The sequence below is a fragment of the Oscillospiraceae bacterium genome (assembly GCA_025757985.1).
Taxonomy (GTDB): Bacteria; Bacillota; Clostridia; order Oscillospirales; family Ruminococcaceae; genus Gemmiger.
In genome coordinates this window covers 477,643-494,909 of the sequence record CP107210.1, presented here as the reverse complement: position 1 = coordinate 494,909, position 17,267 = coordinate 477,643, and the positions used below count along the sequence as shown (strand labels likewise).

Here is a 17,267-nt window from a genome sequence, read left to right as displayed (position 1 = left end):
CGGTCAATTCTCCTTGTTTGTCAGGGTTTTGTAGCAGGTATCGAAGGCCTGCAGGAAACCTTCGATTTCTTCCTCGGTCGTCAGGTGGCTTATACTGATGCGCCAGCTGGACAGCGCATTGCGGCGGTCACGGCTGACGGCAAACACGGCCTTGGACGGCATCCCGTCCGAGGAACAGGCAGATTTGACCGAAACACAGACCCCCTGCTCGCTGAGAGCCTGCTGGAACCGCGTCCCCTTGATGCCAGTGACGCTGACATTGATGATGTGCGGCACTGCAGTTTCGGGGCTGTTGATGCGCACAAGGCTGTAGCGCCGCAGCGCTGCCACAAGGCGGTCATGCAGCAAGCGGACCTGCGCAGTGCGCGCCGCCTGTGCATCCAGCGCCAAGGTCAACGCCGCATCCAGACTGACCGCCAGCCCGAGCGTTGGTGTGCCGCTGCGGTAGATCGTAGTGCTGGCCCCGCCGGAGATCTGCGGTGTGATCACCAGCCCGCGCCGCTTATACAGCGCACCGATGCCGTTGAGGCCGTAAAATTTATGGGCCGTAAAGCTCATGGTGTCCACGCCGTCCAGCCAGAGGTCCGTTTTGCCAACGGCCTGTGTTGCGTCCACATGCAGGCGGCAGCCGGGGTACGCTTTGACGAACTCTGCAATTTCTCGAATGGGCTGCACGGTGCCCAACTCACTGTCCACGGCGCAGACTGCTACCAGAACTGTATCATCGCGCAGCAGCTCCCGCAGCTGGTCAAGGTCTACTCTGCCGTCACGGCCGATGCGCAGCAGGTCGATCTCGTATCCCTGCTGCTGCAGGACGGATAAGGACGCCCCCACAGAGGAATGCTCCAGCTCGGTGGAGATAATGTGCTTACCGATATGCCGTGCGGCCTGTGCAATGCCCTTGACAGCAAGGTTGTTGGCCTCGCTTGCGCCGGAGGTGTAGATGATCTCAGCCGGCTGCACGCCGAGGCGCTGCGCAATAGAGCTCGTCACACGGTCCATCTCAGCCCGGGCCTGCTGCCCGACGATATGGGTGGAGTTGGGGTTGGCAATGTAGCGTTGCTCCGCCGCGATAAAGGCGTTCAAAACGACCGGGTCTGCCGGGGTGTTGGCGGTATAATCAAGGTAGATCATGGCGTGTGCCCTCTTTTACAGTAGTATACCGGAATAGTATACCGCAGTTTCCTACTTTGTCAATAGGAATTGACACCACGCAACCCCCCTGCACAAGGCCGGGGAAATCATCCGTTCGGCTCAGCAATCGTGACGGACTGCTTGTCAAAATAGGGCGTCAGGCCCCACATGTCCGGCCCGGGCGCCACATCAGTGTAGAACAGGAGCCAGGGGCGTTCCTCGCCGTTCAGCGGGCGGATGGTTACATCCTGTTGGACGGCATCGGTCAGAACCGCCTCCCGCGCATCCAGTGCCGCAGCGTAGCGTGCGGCCTGTCCGTCTGCCAGCTCATAGGCGGCCTCCAAGCTGGTGGCAAAGTGGTTATCCTGCCCCTCCTTAACGGTGTGGCTGCCGATGCAGGCCATGCAAACCAGCATACAGGCAGTCGCCTGCGGCAGACGCCGGGCATGGCGTTTACAAAACTGCTCTGCACCATGCAGGGAAAGGCCGCGCACACGCTCAAGCCAGCCGAGCAGAAGAAACTCTGTAGCAGCCAGCCCCAGCACAAAGGTCATCCAGACGACATTCAAAAGCCGCCCCGCGCCGATGCCGCCCATTGTGTAGGACGGCAGGAAAATCATGCCCCACATCAGTACAAAGGTGACTGCCGCGCCAAAAAACGGGTAGCGGAACACACGGTCCGGCAGAGCGGCACTGCGGGCAAGGTGAAGCAGCGGAAACGCCAGCAGCGCCAGCAGGCAGAGCAGTGGTACATCCAGCCAGCGGATCCACTCCATCGCGGCAAGGATAAAGCTTTTGATAACAGCCTCGGCGAAGCCTGCACCGGAAAAGCCTGCTGTGCGCACCCGCGTGCCGGGGGCCAGCACATTAAGCAACAGCCCAAGGACTGCCGCCGCAAAGGCGGGCAACTGCCAGAAGTTACGCCGCCGTGCGCAGAGCACTGCCGCGAGCAGCAGCAAAAGAAGATTCAAAAGCCCGGCTACCTGATGGCCGCCGCCGATGACCAGACTGCACAAGCAGCCTGCGGCTGCGTACAGCACCCTGCGCCGCAGCGTAAGCTGCGCAGCAAAGCAGAGCGCAAAGGCAAGGCCCGCGTTCAGCACCGCAAGCGAGAAATACGGCAGGTAGTTCATCGCGCCGTTGAACCAGTACAGCCCCTCGACCGGGGCGGGCATTCCCTCGATAAAAGCGAAGGTCAGCAGCAGCGCCAGCGCCCAAGGCAGCCGTTTTTGCGCCGCAGACAAGCGCAGCACTACACAGCGCGCCAGCCCGTACAGGCAGAAAAAGAGCGGCAGCAACACACAGAGCAGTGTGACGCCGTAAACCCGGTTGCCGAAGATAGCAGGCTGAAACGCCAGCGTAAAGCCGGAGACATACAGCCCCTGCCAGTTCTGATAGTAGTAGACATTGGTGTCCCACGCGGCCTTGAGCAGCCGCGGCAGGTCGAAGCCGTACTGCTGTATGACCGCATGGGTGCGGGCCGCGTAGATATAATCATCCGCCGAGGGGCGGGCAAAGACGGCCAGTGCAAACACCGGCACCAGCAGCAGGCCGATCAACAGCGCAAAACGGCGCAGCCAGCGCTTTTGCGCGGCTGCATCGTGCCAGAAATCCATATACAAATCCTTACTTCTTGTCATCCAGCGTCATCTGCAGGAAGTAGACCCACTGCTTCTCCCACCAATACCAGTCGTGGGACACATCCTCGCCCCAGATATCAACGATGGGATGGATGCCCTTGCTCTCGAGAATGGCCTGCAGCTCTCGGGTGGAGGCCAGCAGGTCCCCCTCCCAGGCACCCTGACCGCAGCACATGATGAACTTATCGGCCTTTTCAAACAGCTTCATGTAGGGGTGGGTCGTGGGAAAATTGCGCATGTAATCGCAGGGGGAATTGCGGTAGACAAGATCGTCCATATACCCGCCGAAGAACATGCCGGAGGAATACAGGCCGCTGAGTGCGATCGTGCCGTTGAAGATGTCCGGGCGGCGCAGGAAGAAGTTGACGGCGTGGCCGCCGCCCATGCTGGCACCGCCGGTCAGAATCTTGCCGGTGTGGTCATCGCCCTGCTCACGGTTGATCTCAAGCAGGCGGGGCACAAATTCCTCGCAGATATAATTGTACCAGCGCTCCTGCATCTCGATACGCGGGCGCTCGGGGCCGTTGTTGTCCCAGCTTTCGGGGTCGATGCTGTCCACTGTGAAGATCTGCAGCCGGCCGTCATCCACCCAGCGGGCAGCGGCGTTGCACATGTTGCGGTCCTCCCAGTCAAAGAAGCGGCCGCTCTGGCACGGGAAAATCACGATGGGCCGTCCGGCGTGGCCGTAGACCTTGAACTCCATAAATCGGTTCAGAAAACGGCTGTACTCTTTGTAATAGCGGATCTGCATGGCAGTCCCCTCCTATTTGTAAAAGAATTTCTTATTCAGATCCAGCAGACCGACCATTGCATGCATCGGCCCGGAGGATGAGGTTTTGAATACCCAGTAATAAAGCAGCGCCAGTGCCTCCCGCATATAGCAGGGCAGCACACTGCGCAGCGGTGTTGCAGCGGCAAGCTCAGACACATTGGTAAAGCCAGCCATTGCGGCATACTGCCCAGCGCGGTAGCAGTGGAATTCATTGGAGACATAGACGATGGGGGTCGTCTGTGAAAAGCCCCGCGACTGCAGCAGCGCCAGTGAAAAGGCAAAGTTCTCCTCCGTGGAGGTGGAGCGGTTCTCAGACAGGACCCGCTCGGGCGGCAAGCCCTTCGCAATCAGATAGTCCCGCATGGCATCGCCCTCAGGGACCCACTCATCACGGCCCTGCCCGCCGCTGGTGACGACCAGCGTGTCGGGGTGGGCAGCGGCGAACGCATAGGCCTTGTCAAGGCGGTATTGCAGCAGCTTGCTGGGCTTGTCCCTGTGCAGGCCCGCCCCCAGCACAATCACGGCCTGCTCGTTCCCTGTAGGCGGGTGAAGATACCCGCTGACAGCAACAAAGGCAATAACAGCCAGATAAAGGCAGACCAGCACCGCCAGCACCCCAAAAACCACGCGCCCGATACCTGCAGAAAACCACGCATTAACGGGTCTGCGAAAGACAGCGTAGCCGGTAACGCAGCCGGTGAGCAGCCAGACCATAAGGTTGCCCATGTTGAAGTTGGAAAGGAACACCAGCGAGAGGGAGTAAACCACCAGCACCGCCGCCAGCAGGTAAAGAAGCAGTACGCCCACGTTACTTCGCAATTTCATCATAGACGCCGCAGCCCGCCGGGCAGTACGCAACGCCCAGCGCCTTGCAGACCGTGTCGGCGATGGTCGCAAAGCTGTAGCGTGTATGCAGGTTCACACCGGGGCGGATCTCATCGCCATACACAAGGAACGGCACATGCTCACGGGTGTGGTCGGTGGTCTTGGTGTAGCTGGGGTCGCAGCCGTGGTCAGCGGTGACCATAAGCACATCGCCGGGGCACATTTTGTCCATAAAGGTCGGCAGCCAGTCATTGAACTCTGCAGCGGCAGCGGCATAGCCGGCAATGTCACGGCGGTGGCCATACAGCATGTCAAAGTCAACGAGGTTGACGAAGGCAAGGCCCTCAAAATCGCGGTCGGCCAGCTCCAGCGTCACCCGGAGCCCCTCGGTATTGCCGGAGGTGCGGATGGTTTCCCCAATGCCCTTGCCTGCAAAAATGTCGTGGATCTTACCCACACCGATGGTCTGCTTTCCGGCAGCGAGGATAGCGTCCAGCATTGTATCGCGCGGCGGCACCAGACTGTAGTCATGGCGGCGCGGCGTGCGGGTAAAGTTGGCGGCGCAGTCCCCCACAAACGGTCGGGCAATGACACGGCCGACGCCGTACTTCCCGGTGAGCAGCTCCCGCGCCTCGGCACAGATCTCATAGAGCTTTTCCACAGGGACAAGGGCTTCGTTCGCAGCGATCTGGAACACGCTGTCGGCGGAGGTGTAAACGATGAGCGCCCCGGTCCGGAGATGCTCCTCGCCGTAGTCGCGGATGACATCGGTGCCGGAATAGGGCTTGTTGCAGAGGACCTGATACCCGGTTTTGGCCGTGAATGCATCAAGCAATTCCTGCGGGAAACCGTCCGGGAAGGTGGGCAGCGGCTCAGCGCTGAGCAGACCCGCGATCTCCCAATGGCCGATGGTCGTATCCTTGCCGGCGCTTGCCTCGCGCAGGCGGGCAAAGCTGGCAACGGGCGTTGCCTCCGGCTTACCGCAGGTCACACCGTCCAGATTGAAAAGGCCAAGCTTTGCCAGATTTTCTCCCTTGAAATTGGGATGACCGGCGATAGCGGCCAGCGTGTTTGTACCGGCATCGCCGAACTGCGGCGCATCCGGCTCTGCGCCAACGCCAAAGCTATCCAGCACGATCAAAAATACGCGTTTTGCCATAATCTTTCTCCTGTGTAAGTTGGTATACAGTTATTATTATCGCTATTATACCGTAAAGCTGCCAAAAAGTAAACACGAAATGCAGAGCACACCACCTGTAAAAGAGCAATAAATGTATGGTAAAATTTTTTGTCCGCAACTTTTTCCCTCTTGTTTCCCCGGGCTGACTTGTAGTATAATACCGCTAAGGTTTGCCAAAGTATATAAATATGTGGAATGTTTATGGAGGATATGTTTTATGCGCAAAACGAAAATTGTCTGCACAATGGGTCCGTCTACCGATAAGCCGGGGATCCTGCGTCAGTTGATGGAAAATGGCATGAATGTTGCCCGTTTCAATTTCTCCCACGGCGACTATGAGGAGCATAAGGGCCGCTTTGACAAGGTGCGTGCCCTTTCCAAGGAGCTGGATCTGCCCATTGCCTGTATGCTGGATACCAAGGGTCCCGAGATTCGTCTGGGTGAGTTCAAGAACGGTGTGGAGAAGCTGACCACCGGCCAGAAGTTCACCCTGACCTCCCGCAATGTCGAGGGCACCAACGAGATCTGCTCCGTCACCTACAAGGACCTGCCCCACGACGTCAAGCCCGGCGGCCGCATCATGCTGGATGACGGCCTGATCGAGCTGCGCATTGATGAAGTCGGCGATACCGATATTGCCTGCACCGTCTGCAATGACGGCACCATCAAGACCAAGAAGGGCGTCAACGTTCCCGGCGTGCATCTGTCCATGCCGTATATGAGCCAGCGCGACACGAGCGATATTCTGTTTGGTGTCGAGCAGGGCTTTGACCTGATCTCCGCCAGCTTTGCCCGCAACGCGCAGGACATTATGGACATCCGCCACATTCTGGACGAGCACAACTCCAAGATCCGCATCATCGCGAAGATCGAGAATCAGGAGGGCATCGACAACATCGACGAGATTCTGACCGTGGCCGACGGCATCATGGTTGCCCGCGGCGATATGGGCGTTGAGATCGACTTTGCCGAGATCCCGGCCATCCAGAAGCACCTGATCGACCGCGCCATGAGCGCCGGTAAGATCTGCATTACCGCTACCCAGATGCTGGATTCCATGATTGTCAACCCCCGCCCGACCCGTGCCGAGATCACCGATGTTGCCAACGCTATCTATGACGGCACCGGCGCTGTCATGCTCTCCGGCGAGACCGCCGCGGGCAAGTACCCCGTCGAGGCGCTGAAGGCCATGGCTACGATTGCCGAGACCACCGAGGCAGACTCCAGCTTTGACAGTCTGGTCCATCACTCCCGCAGCGATTCCTCCCGCCTGAATGTCAGCGCTGCCGTTGGCCATGCCGCCTGCACCACCGCTACAGACATCGGCGCTTCCGCCATCATCACGGCTTCCAAGAGCGGTGAGACCGCCCGCCTGCTGAGCCGTTTCCGTCCTGACACCCAGATCATTGCCTGCGTGCTGGACGATACGACCCGCCGTCAGCTCAATGTCTATCGCGGTGTCACCCCGCTGATGATGGATTACGCAACCTCCACCGATGAGCTCATCAGTATGTCGGTTGCGAAGGCCAAGAGCGCGGGCCTTGTGCAGGACGGCGACCTCGTCGTCGTCACCGCCGGTGTTCCCGTCGGCATCTCCGGCACCACCAACATGATTAAGGTCCATATGGTCGGCGATTCCCTGCTGGCCGGTGTCGGCATCGGCAACCACAACGCCAAGGGTGAGGTCTGCGTGTGCCGCAACGCCACCGAGGCTACCAAGAAGTTCAAACCCGGCCAGATTTTGGTCGTACCCTTCACCACCAACGACACGCTGCCTTTCATGCGTGAGGCTGCCGGTATCATCACCGAGGAGGCCGGTACGAACAGCCATTCCGCCATTGTCGGTCTGACGCTGGATAAGGCCGTTATCGTTGGTGCTACCAATGCCACCCGCACGCTGAAGGACGGTATGGTCATCTCGATGGACTGCTCGCGCGGTATTGTGCAGGCTATGGCGAAGTGAGGCTGTGAAATGGAACGCATTGCAAGCTTTTGTGTTGACCACACCACTCTGCTGCCGGGTATGTACCTCTCCCGCCGTGACGGAGCCGAGGGCGAGATCCTGACCTGGGATATCCGGATGAAGCAGCCCAACAAGGGCAGCTACCTCTCCCCGGCTGCCGCCCACACGCTGGAGCATCTGTTTGCCACCTACGCGCGCAACAGCAAATACAGCAAGGGCGTTGTCTATGTCGGCCCGATGGGCTGCTTGACCGGGTTTTATCTGGTCACCACCGGTCTGACCCCTGCCGAGGCACTGGAGCTGACCCGCAGCGCCTTTGCATGGATGGCTGAATTTGAAGGAGAGATCCCCGGAGCGTCCGCCGTGGAATGCGGCAACTATCTGATGATGGATCCCATCGCTGCCCGCGCCGAGGCCGCTGCCATGCTGCCTGTGCTGGAGGCTCTGGACGCTGAAAAGCTGCATTACTAATCAGCAATATATAAATAGTATGCCCGCTGCGGAAACGAAGCGGGCATTTTTAGCGGGCGGATATGGAATCCGCCCCTACAGAATACAGGGGTATACATAGCAAGCTGTCAAAAAGCTCTTGTAGGGGCGAATTCCATATCCGCTCCTGCAACGCAAAAACCGCCACCCACTGAAAAACAGCGGGTGGCGGTATCATTATGCAGGGATCTTAACTCAGATCAGCGCGGCAGTGATGAGGGCCATCTTGTAGACCTCCTCGGCGTTGCAGCCGCGGGACAGGTCGTTGATAGGGGCATTCAGGCCCTGCAGAATGGGGCCGTAGGCCTCGAAGCCTCCCAGACGCTGTGCAATCTTATAGCCGATGTTGCCGGCGTTGATGTTGGGGAAGATGAAGGTATTGGCATAGCCTGCGACCTTGGAGCCGGGTGCCTTCAGCTGGCCGACCTCAGGGGCAACGGCGGCATCAAACTGCAGCTCACCGTCAACCTTCAGATCGGGGCAAGCCTCCTGCACACGCAGGGTAGCATTGCGCATCTTATCAACAGTCTCACCCTTGCCGGAGCCCTTTGTGGAGTAGGACAGGAGTGCAACGCGAGGGTCGATGCCAAAGACCTCGGCGGTATGTGCAGTCTCGATGGTGGACTCAACGATCTCATCCTCGGAGGGGTCGATATTGATGGCGCAGTCACCCATGGCAATGCTCTCGTCACCGCGCATCAGGATAAAGCAGGAGCTGACGGACTTGATGCCGGGCTTGCACTTGATCAGCTGCAGTGCGGGACGCACGGTGTCAGCGGTAGAATAGGTGGCGCCGCCCAGCAGGCAGTCAGCCTTGCCCATCTTGACCAGCATGGTGCCGAAGTAGTTGCCCTTGGACAGAGCGGCACGGCACTGCTCATCGGTCATCTTGCCCTTGCGCAGCTCGACCATCTTGGCGACCATCTCGTCAAAGCCGGCATATGCAGCAGGGTCGATGATCTCGGCACCGGTAATATCAAAGCCGCCCTCGGCAGCAGCCTGCTTGACAGCCTCGACCTCGCCCAGCAGAATGACCTTCAGGGTCTTGCCGGCCAGCAGACGGCTTGCGGCGGACAGGATACGGGCGTCCGTGCCCTCGGTAAAGACGATGGACTTCGGCTCAGCCTGCAGCTTCTTCTCAAAATTCTCGAAAATGGACATACTCTGATAACCTCCATGATTTTAGCAGTCTACGGCTGCTCAACACTTACATTGTTATTATAGCACCCATTTTGCGCTTTGCAAAGAAAATGTGCGAATGCGGGGGAATCTCCGCAATAAATGCATAGTTTGGCAGACAAAAGCAAGATAATTCACAAAGTTAATAAAATGTCAAGAAAACATTGCGAATTATTTATCAAATTTGCCTGTGTAAGAAAAGCCATAGCTTCTGTAAAAGGCCGCAATATCCGCGCGGTTGCGCACAGCCACTGCGTTCAGCAGCCTGCCATCCGCTTTGCTGCGAAAGCCAATGACCGTCTCACCGGTGCAGATGCTGCTCTCAAGTGCTATATCAGACTCCTGCATTCCGTCCGGCGGTGTCAGTACGGGCGAAGCCTGTCTGCGGAGCAGTCTGTTCCAGAATGACACCGGGTACACCTCCCCTGCTTCAGTGCGTCAGATAGATGACAGCCGCTGCCTGTACCGCCAAGATCAACGGCATACCCACCACAAAATACCAGTGGCGGGTCTTATGATGGAACAGATACATACCGGCCCAAGCTCCGGCACTGCCGCCCAGCAGGGCTGCGCCGAACAGCACGCGCTCCGGGATACGCCATTGGCGCGTGCGGGCGCGGTGCTTATCAATCCCCATCAGGCAAAGGGCCAGCGTATTTATTATCATAGAATATATCAGTGCAGTATTCATGGTATTATTATACGCGCTCTTATTGTAAAGCGCAAGACATAGCAAAATGCCCCCGCCATTAAGCGGGGGCAAAGGTGTAGATCAGATATCCTTGCGGGCAGCTACACTGCTGCGCACGAGTGCGCGTCTGAGGCGAGCCTCGGCCAGCTCCATATCGCGCTTGTCGAGATTTTTCTGGGCCAGTATCTCCTCGGCACGCGCCTTGCTGCGGGCCGCGCGCTCGGCATCAATGGCATCAGCCCATTCAAAGGTAGTGGCCAGCAGGTGGCACTCGCCCTGCATCATGCTGAGCATACCGCCCATGCAGGCGGCGCGGCGGGTGGTACCGTCCTCCAGCTTGATATGAGCCTCGCCCATGCCCAGTGCCGTACAGAAGTCAATATGCTTTGCCAGCAGCTGGACCTGACCGTTGATCGTGCGGCAGGACACCGATGTGACCAGCCCGTCATAGGCGACGCCGTCCGGCGTCATGATCTTGAGCGGGAAAGTTGCCATACGACCACCGCCTTACTGCTGCTTGGCCTTGGCCAGAACATCATCAATGGTGCCGGCAAACAGGAAGCAGCTTTCGGGGATGCTGTCGCACTCACCGTTCAGGATCATCTTAAAGCCGCGGATGGTCTCCTTCAGCGGCACATACTGACCGGGCATACCGGTAAACTGCTCTGCCACATGGAAGGACTGGGACAGGAAGCGCTGCACCTTACGGGCGCGGGCAACCGTAATCTTGTCATCCTCGGACAGTTCGTCCATACCCATAATAGCGATAATGTCCTGCAGCTCCTTATAGCGCTGCAGAACCTGCTGCACGGCGCGGGCAACCTCGTAATGCTCCTGCCCGACAACTTCAGGCGAGAGGATACGCGAGGTGGAGTCCAGCGGGTCCACGGCCGGGTAGATACCCTGAGAGGCAATGTCACGGCTCAGAACCGTGGTAGCGTCCAGATGGGTAAAGGTCGTGGCAGGCGCCGGGTCGGTCAGGTCATCGGCAGGCACATAGACAGCCTGCACCGAGGTGATGGAGCCCTTGCGGGTGGAGGTGATACGCTCCTGCAGGGCGCCCATCTCGGTGGCCAGCGTGGGCTGGTAGCCAACGGCGGAGGGCATACGGCCCAGCAGCGCCGAGACCTCAGAGCCGGCCTGCGTGAAACGGAAGATGTTGTCAATGAAGAGCAGCACATCCTGATGCTTGACATCGCGGAAATACTCCGCCATCGTCAGGCCGGACAGGGCCACGCGCATACGCGCTCCCGGCGGCTCATTCATCTGGCCGTAGACCAGCGCCGTCTTGCTCAGAACGCCGCTCTCGCGCATCTCACCGTAGAGGTCATTGCCCTCACGGGTGCGCTCGCCGACGCCGGTAAAGACAGAGTAGCCGTTGTGGGCCGTGGCAATGTTATAGATAAGCTCCTGAATCAGAACGGTCTTGCCGACACCGGCACCGCCGAACAGACCGATCTTGCCGCCCTTGGCGTAGGGGCAAATAAGGTCAACGACCTTGATGCCGGTCTCGAGAATTTCAGTGGCAGACTCCTGCTCATCAAAGGCAGGGGCTGAACGGTGGATGGGCCAATGCTCCGCATTCTGGGGAGCAGGCTGCTCATCAACGGGATCACCGAGCAGGTTGAATACGCGGCCGAGGCACTCGTCACCAACGGGGACCTTGATGGGCTCACCGGTGTCGATCGCATCCGTACCGCGGACAAGGCCGTCTGTGGCGGCCATCGCAATGCAGCGGACCACATTGTCACCGACATGCTGGGCAACCTCAACGATCAGCTTTTTTCCGTTGTTCTCCAACTCGATAGCGTTGAGCAGGGCGGGCAGTTCACCGTCCTTGAATCGGATGTCCAGTACAGGTCCCATGACCTGCACTACCTTTCCGATGTGTTTTTCTGGCATAGCACACACTCCTTTAGTGGGCTTTTCGTTAGCTTTCCGCGTCAGCACCGGCCACAATCTCGGTAATTTCCTGCGTGATAGCGGCCTGACGGGCGCGGTTGTAGTACAGGTTCAGGTGGTCGATCATCTCACCGGCATTCTTGGTGGCGGCATCCATGGCCATGCGGCGCGCGCCCTGCTCACTGGCAACGCTCTCGCAGAGGGCACCGTAGACAACACCGGCCAGATACTCCGGGATGATCGCATCAAAGACCGCCTTGCTGTCCGGCTCATACAGCATCAGACTTTCGTGCTCGTAGCCCGGGTCCGGGCGCGGCGCATCGAAAGGCAGAACCGGCAGCACGGTGGCCGTCTGGGTCAGCATAGAGACAAATTGCGTAAAACCAAGGCGTATCTCATCAAACTCCCCTGCCAAAAACTTCCGGCAGACCAGCCGCGAAATTTCAAAGCAGTCACTGACCGACAAATCGCCTGCTTCGGCAAAGCTTGTGGTCAGAATCTCAGCCTTACGGCGCTCAAAATGCTCGACCGCTTTTTTGCCTATGGGCAGCACACAGTAGTCGCTGCCCTGTGCATCGGCCTCGACAGCCTTCAGGATATTGGAGTTATAACCGCCCGCCAGACCGCGGTCACCCGCGATGACGATATACAGGCGGCGGTTTGTCGCCCGCTTGGCGAGGTAGGGGCTGTCAAAGTCTGAATCTGCACTGGCGATGTCGTACAGGGTACGGTAGAGCGTTTCAAAATACGGGCGGCTGCCCTCGACGCGCTCCTTTGCACGGCGCAGCTTGCTGGACGCAACAAGCTCCATGGCCTTGGTGATCTGCATGGTGCTTTCGACGCTTCGGATACGCAGCTTGATTTCTTTCATGGAACCGGCCATCGGCGGCACCTCCTTTGCAGTTTATTTTTCTTTCAAAAATTCAGCCGTAAAGTCGGCGAGCACCTGCTTGAGCTGCTCCTCCGTCTCAGGCTTGAGATCACCGGAGGTGCGGATGGTCTCCATCACACCGGCGGCGGTGACATTTTCGTCAAGGTAAGTGTACAGGCGGCGCTCATACTCGACAATATCGGGCACCGCAACCTCTTTGAGGTAGCCGTGGATCGTTGCATAGAGAATAGCGACCTGCTTTTCAACGGCAACAGGGCTGTTGCGGTCCTGCTTCAGCACCTCAACGATGCGCTCGCCCTGTGCCAGACGCGCCTTGGTATCGGCGTCCAGATCGGAGCCGAACTGGGCAAAGCCCTGCAGCTCACGATACTGAGAGTAGATCAGCTTGAGCGTACCGGCGACCTTCTTCATCGCCTTGATCTGGGCATTGCCGCCGACACGGGAAACCGAGATACCGGGGTTGACAGCGGGGCGGATGCCTGCGTGGAACAGCTCCGTCTCGAGGAAGATCTGTCCGTCCGTGATCGAGATCACATTCGTCGGGATATATGCCGAGACATCACCGGCCTGCGTTTCAATGATGGGCAGCGCGGTCAGAGAACCGCCGCCCTTGGCATCACTGAGCTTGGCCGCGCGCTCGAGCAGACGGCTGTGCAGGTAAAAGACATCGCCGGGATAGGCCTCGCGTCCCGGGGGACGGCGGATCAGCAGCGAAAGCGCACGATAGGCAACAGCATGCTTGGACAGGTCATCGTAGATGATGAGGACATGCTTGCCCTTGTTCATGAAATACTCGCCCATAGCGCAGCCTGCGTAGGGGGCGATATACTGCAGGGGGCTGAGCTCCGATGCGGTCGCACAGACAACGGTCGTGTATGCCATAGCACCGTTTTTCTCAAGGTTCTCCACCAGCGTTGCCACGGTAGAGCGCTTCTGGCCGATGGCAACATAAATGCATAGGACATCTTTGCCCTTCTGGTTGATGATCGTATCGGTCGCAATGACCGTTTTACCGGTCTGGCGGTCACCGATGATCAGCTCACGCTGGCCGCGGCCGATGGGAATCATCGAGTCGATGGCCTTGATGCCGGTCTGCAGCGGCTGCTTGACCGGCTGGCGCTCCAGAATACCGGGGGCCGGGCTCTCGATGGCGCGGTAGTCGGCAGCCTCAATGGGGCCTTTGCCGTCAATGGGCTGGCCCAGCGCGTTGACCACGCGGCCAATCATACCCTCACCGACAGGCACGGAGACGACCTTGCCGGTACGCTTGATGGTACTGCCCTCTTTGATGCCTTCATCGTCACCAAGCAGGACGATGGAGACACTGTTTTCTTCCAGGTTCTGCGCCATGCCGTAGGTACCGCTCTCAAACTGGACCAGCTCACCGGCCATACAGTTGTCAAGCCCCGCAGCGCGCGCAATACCGTCGCCCACCATCGTTACCGTGCCCGTCTCGGTCTGCTCAATGGCATTCTCATAGTACTTGATCTGGGAACGGATGATGCGGGAGATCTGTTCGGGTTTCAGTTGCACTGTTTGGTTCACCACACAATCTATAGAATGGGTGCAATTCCTTTAAAGGGTGGCACCGTCGATTTCCTCACGCAGACGCTCGAGATGGCGCTGCACGGTGCCGTCCAGGCGTGTGCCGCCCATATCCAGCCGGATACCTCCCAGAACGGTGGGGTCCACGGTCTCGGTCAGGACGATGTTTTTGCCTGTCATATTCTGCAATTTTGCCAGCAGCTTTTCACGGTTGGCCGCGGTCAGCGCAACAGCCGACACCGCCGTGACCTCGAGAATATCGTGGTCGGCGTTGTAGCGGTCGCGGTACGCCCGCAGGCAGCCGGGAAGCTCAGCGATGAGGTCCTCCTCGCACAGAAGCTTGAGGAAGTTGACCAGATACGGGTGGGCACCCTCGAAGGCCTTTGCCAGCAGGTCGCAGCGCTCCTGTTTGGGTACGCTGGGCGTTGCCAGCAGCCGCAGATACTGTGGCTCGGCCTTGATGCTGTCCACCGCAGTCTGCAGCTCCTGTAAAAGCCGATCGGTCAGAGCCTCCTCTGCCGCCAGATCATACAGGCTGCCGCCGTAGCGTTTCGCAAGCTCGGTCATGAGGCATCCCCCACATTCCGGATAAATTCATCGATCAGGGCCTGATGATCAGACTCTCTGATCTCGCGTTCCACGACCTTGCCCGCGATCTCGACAGCCATGCTGCCGATCTCGTTTTTCAGGTCGTTGACAGCCTTCTTGCGTTCCTGTGCAATGTCAGCCTCCGCCGCTGCGCGTATGGATGCAGCCTCGGCTTTTGCCTCGTTGACGATCTCCTCCTCGCGCTTCTGGGCACGGGCGGTCGCCTCACGCAGCATTGTGTCGCGCTCATCCTTAATGCTCTGCAGATGATCCGCGTACTCTTTCTCAAGGTCGGCGGCCTTCTGCTTGGCAGCATCGGCATCGGCGTACATCGTATCGATCTCCTGCTGACGGTCATCGATCATCTGCTTTACCGGCTTGAAAAGGAACTTTTTCAGTACGGCAAAGGTGATGAGCATATTGCAGAAGGTAAACAGCGCAGTCCACGGGTTGACGCCTACAAAACTTTCAAAGCCCGTCATGAGCTATTCCTCCATTTTCGGCAGTAGTATCAGAAGACGAAGAGCAGCAGCAGCGCGATGACCAGCGAGTAGATACCGGTCGACTCGGTGATGGCGCAGCCCAGAATCATGTTGGTACGCAGGTCGTTGGCCATTTCAGGCTGGCGGGCCATGCCCTCCAGCGCCTTGCCGACGGCGTTGCCTTCACCGATAGCCGGGCCGATAGCACCAAAGCCCATTGCGATACCGGCGCCGATGGCGCAGGCAGCTTTTACGATTGCAGCTTCCATAGAAATATCCTCCTAAATAATAAATACGGATTCAGGCTTCCTCCGGGGGGCGGGCAGGCATTGCCCACGTACACCATTGTCAACAGGCTGAAAACAAGGGCTTGTACGCCGCCGGAGAAAATATCAAAATACAGGCTCAGGATGCCGGGAACACCGACCTCCAGATAAGGTACGCCTGTCAGCCCCAAGAGGGAGAGTGCGCCGGTCACGGCAAAGACCGTGCCAAAGATTTTACGGGCCATTTTTTTGCCCTTGACGCCGCTGTACAGCAGCGCCGCACCAATGGCAAGGATCACGATGCCCACCACAATGCTGCGGCCCACAAGGCCCAGCACGGCAGCCGAGACGGTTGCCAGCGCCGAATAGACCAGACTGGTCAGAACGCTGCCGCCAGCAATGTTGCCGAAATGACGGAACGCCATAGAGATCGGCTGTGCGATTTCAGAGACAAGGTTCATCGGCGTCATAACCACGATGGGCTCGGTAAAGCCCTTGAGCCAGCCGCCCACGCCGTTGCGCTTGATGGAACAGCCCCAGCATAGAAAGCTGGTCATCAGTGCCCAAGTAAAGGTCGTGGACAAATCAGCGGTAGATGAGCGGAAAATACCGGTCATGCCGATAAAAGAACCGCAGATCGAGCTGAGGAACAGCGCGCCGATATAGGGCGTCCAATAGCTGTTGTGCTTGCCCATCGTGCTTTCGACCATGTCGTAGAGCATCGTCACGCCCTTTTCAACAAGCACCTGCCGCCGACCGGGTCTCTTTTGCAGGTTGCCGCCCAGCACAACGGCCGCCGTGCAGAGCAGCACCATGACTACAAAGGAAGAAACGGTCGTCTGGGTAATGTCGATGCCGCCGAGCAGCGGTATAGTAAAGTAGATTTTCGGACCATTCATGGGGTTGAATCACCGTCCTTTTCAGACTTTGCGGGGTCCTTACGGAAAAATTCGATCAGCTTCAGGCTGACCTGTGCAAAGAGAAGCGGTAGGATCGCCGCCACCGGGTCGCACAGCTTTGCCCGGAAGATCAGGATATAGAAGATCACCAGCACTACCGGCCGCACCACGCTGGAGGTCTGGATCTCAAGCTGTGCCTTTTGGGGGCTGCCGCCGTTGGCAGCGCGATCCAGCGCATTGGACACCGTGATGCTCAACGCGAGGAAGTTGCCCATGGCCAGCACAAACCCGATCAGCGCACCGACCAGCACTTCCGTAGTATAATAACCGGCCAGCGCATACACTGCCAGCATAGCGGCGATACAGAGTGCCACGGCAACGGCCAACTGGCCGGACTGCCGCAAAATGTCCTGATGCTTGCGCAAGGGTCATGCCCCTTTCTAATGATTATTAAAGGAAACCGATGGCGGCTCCTTGTGCTCTGCTGTCTTTCCCTGCCTGTCCAGCGCCTGCAGCGAGCTGCGCAGACAGCTGACAGCCGCCAGCACACCGATGGCTACGCCCACGCCTACGATCCATCCGCCCAGCTGAAGCTGACGGCGCAGCCAGACCGCACCTATGATACACACCACAGGCGGAATCACAACAGACAACCCAAACTGGGTCAGCCAGACCAGATGGCGGGCGGCATCGTATAGGCTTTTCATTATACTGTTCCCCACCTTTGCCGTATACTCACAGTATACAACAGAGTGCACTGTATTTCAACAGTTATTTTTCACGCGCGCCATGTATTTTGTATAGTTTTCATACTGTGTTC

General features: G+C 58.4%; 20 protein-coding genes. 2 read left to right on the top strand and 18 right to left on the bottom strand.

Translation table 11 applies throughout. From position 1 onward, the window contains the following. Positions 1-3: 3 nt before the first annotated feature. The 5 genes from OGM67_02465 to OGM67_02445 all read right to left on the bottom strand — a co-directional run bounded on the left by OGM67_02465 (position 4) and on the right by OGM67_02445 (position 5,530). Positions 4-1,134 carry a cysteine desulfurase gene (locus tag OGM67_02465; protein ID UYJ35219.1) on the bottom strand — a complete coding sequence of 377 codons (1,131 nt, stop codon included), beginning with the start codon at positions 1,132-1,134 and terminating at the stop codon, positions 4-6. Positions 1,135-1,241: 107 nt separating this feature from the next. Next, positions 1,242-2,774 carry a DUF6056 family protein gene (locus OGM67_02460; protein ID UYJ35218.1) on the bottom strand — a complete coding sequence of 511 codons (1,533 nt, stop codon included), beginning with the start codon at positions 2,772-2,774 and terminating at the stop codon, positions 1,242-1,244. Then, the gene (locus tag OGM67_02455; GenBank protein UYJ35217.1) at positions 2,761-3,525 is read right to left on the bottom strand and encodes an alpha/beta hydrolase-fold protein; all 765 of its coding nucleotides are present in this window, start codon (positions 3,523-3,525) and stop codon (positions 2,761-2,763) included. Before OGM67_02455 ends, OGM67_02460 begins: the two co-directional genes overlap by 14 nt. A 12-nt stretch (positions 3,526-3,537) precedes the next feature. Next, a complete protein-coding gene (locus tag OGM67_02450; GenBank protein ID UYJ35216.1) occupies positions 3,538-4,374 on the bottom strand; it encodes a YdcF family protein in 837 nt (278 codons plus the stop codon). After that, positions 4,355-5,530, bottom strand: coding sequence for a phosphopentomutase (locus tag OGM67_02445; protein ID UYJ35215.1), 1,176 nt, complete (start codon positions 5,528-5,530; stop codon positions 4,355-4,357). The genes OGM67_02450 and OGM67_02445 overlap by 20 nt, the downstream gene beginning before the upstream one ends. A 238-nt stretch (positions 5,531-5,768) precedes the next feature. On the opposite strand from OGM67_02445, the gene pyk reads away from it, so the two are divergent. Then, positions 5,769-7,514: a pyruvate kinase gene (gene pyk, locus OGM67_02440; GenBank protein ID UYJ35214.1), complete on the top strand. Its 1,746-nt coding sequence runs from the start codon at positions 5,769-5,771 to the stop codon at positions 7,512-7,514. 9 nt (positions 7,515-7,523) lie between these two features. Next, complete coding sequence (locus OGM67_02435) at positions 7,524-7,985, top strand: S-ribosylhomocysteine lyase (GenBank protein ID UYJ35213.1); 462 nt, start codon at positions 7,524-7,526, stop codon at positions 7,983-7,985. Between the two features lie 213 nt (positions 7,986-8,198). On the opposite strand, the gene pta is transcribed toward OGM67_02435, so the two are convergent. The 13 genes from pta to OGM67_02370 all read right to left on the bottom strand — a co-directional run bounded on the left by pta (position 8,199) and on the right by OGM67_02370 (position 17,154). Then, complete coding sequence (gene pta / locus OGM67_02430; protein UYJ35212.1) at positions 8,199-9,164, bottom strand: phosphate acetyltransferase; 966 nt, start codon at positions 9,162-9,164, stop codon at positions 8,199-8,201. Between the two features lie 189 nt (positions 9,165-9,353). Continuing rightward, on the bottom strand, positions 9,354-9,530 hold the full coding sequence (locus OGM67_02425) for a hypothetical protein (GenBank protein ID UYJ35211.1): 177 nt from the start codon (positions 9,528-9,530) through the stop codon (positions 9,354-9,356). 82 nt (positions 9,531-9,612) lie between these two features. Beyond that, entirely contained in the window at positions 9,613-9,849 is a 237-nt protein-coding gene (locus tag OGM67_02420) for a DUF1294 domain-containing protein (GenBank protein ID UYJ35210.1), read from the bottom strand. Between the two features lie 105 nt (positions 9,850-9,954). Further along, positions 9,955-10,368, bottom strand: a complete 414-nt coding sequence (gene atpC / locus OGM67_02415; GenBank protein UYJ35209.1) for an ATP synthase F1 subunit epsilon — start codon at positions 10,366-10,368, stop codon at positions 9,955-9,957. A 12-nt stretch (positions 10,369-10,380) separates the two neighbouring features. Next, positions 10,381-11,775: a F0F1 ATP synthase subunit beta gene (gene atpD, locus OGM67_02410; protein ID UYJ35208.1), complete on the bottom strand. Its 1,395-nt coding sequence runs from the start codon at positions 11,773-11,775 to the stop codon at positions 10,381-10,383. A gap of 28 nt (positions 11,776-11,803) precedes the next feature. Next, entirely contained in the window at positions 11,804-12,658 is an 855-nt protein-coding gene (atpG, locus tag OGM67_02405; protein UYJ35207.1) for an ATP synthase F1 subunit gamma, read from the bottom strand. A gap of 21 nt (positions 12,659-12,679) precedes the next feature. After that, positions 12,680-14,200 (bottom strand): F0F1 ATP synthase subunit alpha, encoded by a 1,521-nt coding sequence (atpA, locus tag OGM67_02400; protein ID UYJ35206.1) that lies wholly within the window; start codon positions 14,198-14,200, stop codon positions 12,680-12,682. A 42-nt stretch (positions 14,201-14,242) separates the two neighbouring features. Continuing rightward, positions 14,243-14,779: an ATP synthase F1 subunit delta gene (gene atpH, locus OGM67_02395; GenBank protein ID UYJ35205.1), complete on the bottom strand. Its 537-nt coding sequence runs from the start codon at positions 14,777-14,779 to the stop codon at positions 14,243-14,245. Continuing rightward, positions 14,776-15,282 carry a F0F1 ATP synthase subunit B gene (gene atpF / locus OGM67_02390; protein UYJ35204.1) on the bottom strand — a complete coding sequence of 169 codons (507 nt, stop codon included), beginning with the start codon at positions 15,280-15,282 and terminating at the stop codon, positions 14,776-14,778. The genes atpH and atpF overlap by 4 nt, the downstream gene beginning before the upstream one ends. Before the next feature lie 29 nt (positions 15,283-15,311). Then, positions 15,312-15,551 carry an ATP synthase F0 subunit C gene (gene atpE, locus OGM67_02385; GenBank protein ID UYJ35203.1) on the bottom strand — a complete coding sequence of 80 codons (240 nt, stop codon included), beginning with the start codon at positions 15,549-15,551 and terminating at the stop codon, positions 15,312-15,314. Next, positions 15,533-16,447 carry a F0F1 ATP synthase subunit A gene (locus OGM67_02380; GenBank protein ID UYJ35202.1) on the bottom strand — a complete coding sequence of 305 codons (915 nt, stop codon included), beginning with the start codon at positions 16,445-16,447 and terminating at the stop codon, positions 15,533-15,535. Before OGM67_02380 ends, atpE begins: the two co-directional genes overlap by 19 nt. Further along, entirely contained in the window at positions 16,444-16,872 is a 429-nt protein-coding gene (locus tag OGM67_02375; protein UYJ35201.1) for a hypothetical protein, read from the bottom strand. The genes OGM67_02380 and OGM67_02375 overlap by 4 nt, the downstream gene beginning before the upstream one ends. Positions 16,873-16,887: 15 nt before the next feature. Beyond that, positions 16,888-17,154, bottom strand: a complete 267-nt coding sequence (locus OGM67_02370; protein ID UYJ35200.1) for a hypothetical protein — start codon at positions 17,152-17,154, stop codon at positions 16,888-16,890. Positions 17,155-17,267 lie beyond the last annotated feature (113 nt).

What these genes read in the sequence shown, in the direction of transcription:
- OGM67_02465 (UYJ35219.1), bottom strand. Translation starts at nt 1,134, where the DNA reads ATGATCTACCTTGATTATACCGCCAACACCCCGGCAGACCCGGTCGTT.
- OGM67_02460 (UYJ35218.1), bottom strand. Translation starts at nt 2,774, where the DNA reads ATGACAAGAAGTAAGGATTTGTATATGGATTTCTGGCACGATGCAGCC.
- OGM67_02455 (UYJ35217.1), bottom strand. Translation starts at nt 3,525, where the DNA reads ATGCAGATCCGCTATTACAAAGAGTACAGCCGTTTTCTGAACCGATTT.
- OGM67_02450 (UYJ35216.1), bottom strand. Translation starts at nt 4,374, where the DNA reads ATGATGAAATTGCGAAGTAACGTGGGCGTACTGCTTCTTTACCTGCTG.
- OGM67_02445 (UYJ35215.1), bottom strand. Translation starts at nt 5,530, where the DNA reads ATGGCAAAACGCGTATTTTTGATCGTGCTGGATAGCTTTGGCGTTGGC.
- pyk (UYJ35214.1), top strand. Translation starts at nt 5,769, where the DNA reads ATGCGCAAAACGAAAATTGTCTGCACAATGGGTCCGTCTACCGATAAG.
- OGM67_02435 (UYJ35213.1), top strand. Translation starts at nt 7,524, where the DNA reads ATGGAACGCATTGCAAGCTTTTGTGTTGACCACACCACTCTGCTGCCG.
- pta (UYJ35212.1), bottom strand. Translation starts at nt 9,164, where the DNA reads ATGTCCATTTTCGAGAATTTTGAGAAGAAGCTGCAGGCTGAGCCGAAG.
- OGM67_02425 (UYJ35211.1), bottom strand. Translation starts at nt 9,530, where the DNA reads ATGCAGGAGTCTGATATAGCACTTGAGAGCAGCATCTGCACCGGTGAG.
- OGM67_02420 (UYJ35210.1), bottom strand. Translation starts at nt 9,849, where the DNA reads ATGATAATAAATACGCTGGCCCTTTGCCTGATGGGGATTGATAAGCAC.
- atpC (UYJ35209.1), bottom strand. Translation starts at nt 10,368, where the DNA reads ATGGCAACTTTCCCGCTCAAGATCATGACGCCGGACGGCGTCGCCTAT.
- atpD (UYJ35208.1), bottom strand. Translation starts at nt 11,775, where the DNA reads ATGCCAGAAAAACACATCGGAAAGGTAGTGCAGGTCATGGGACCTGTA.
- atpG (UYJ35207.1), bottom strand. Translation starts at nt 12,658, where the DNA reads ATGGCCGGTTCCATGAAAGAAATCAAGCTGCGTATCCGAAGCGTCGAA.
- atpH (UYJ35205.1), bottom strand. Translation starts at nt 14,779, where the DNA reads ATGACCGAGCTTGCGAAACGCTACGGCGGCAGCCTGTATGATCTGGCG.
- atpF (UYJ35204.1), bottom strand. Translation starts at nt 15,282, where the DNA reads ATGACGGGCTTTGAAAGTTTTGTAGGCGTCAACCCGTGGACTGCGCTG.
- atpE (UYJ35203.1), bottom strand. Translation starts at nt 15,551, where the DNA reads ATGGAAGCTGCAATCGTAAAAGCTGCCTGCGCCATCGGCGCCGGTATC.
- OGM67_02380 (UYJ35202.1), bottom strand. Translation starts at nt 16,447, where the DNA reads ATGAATGGTCCGAAAATCTACTTTACTATACCGCTGCTCGGCGGCATC.
- OGM67_02370 (UYJ35200.1), bottom strand. Translation starts at nt 17,154, where the DNA reads ATGAAAAGCCTATACGATGCCGCCCGCCATCTGGTCTGGCTGACCCAG.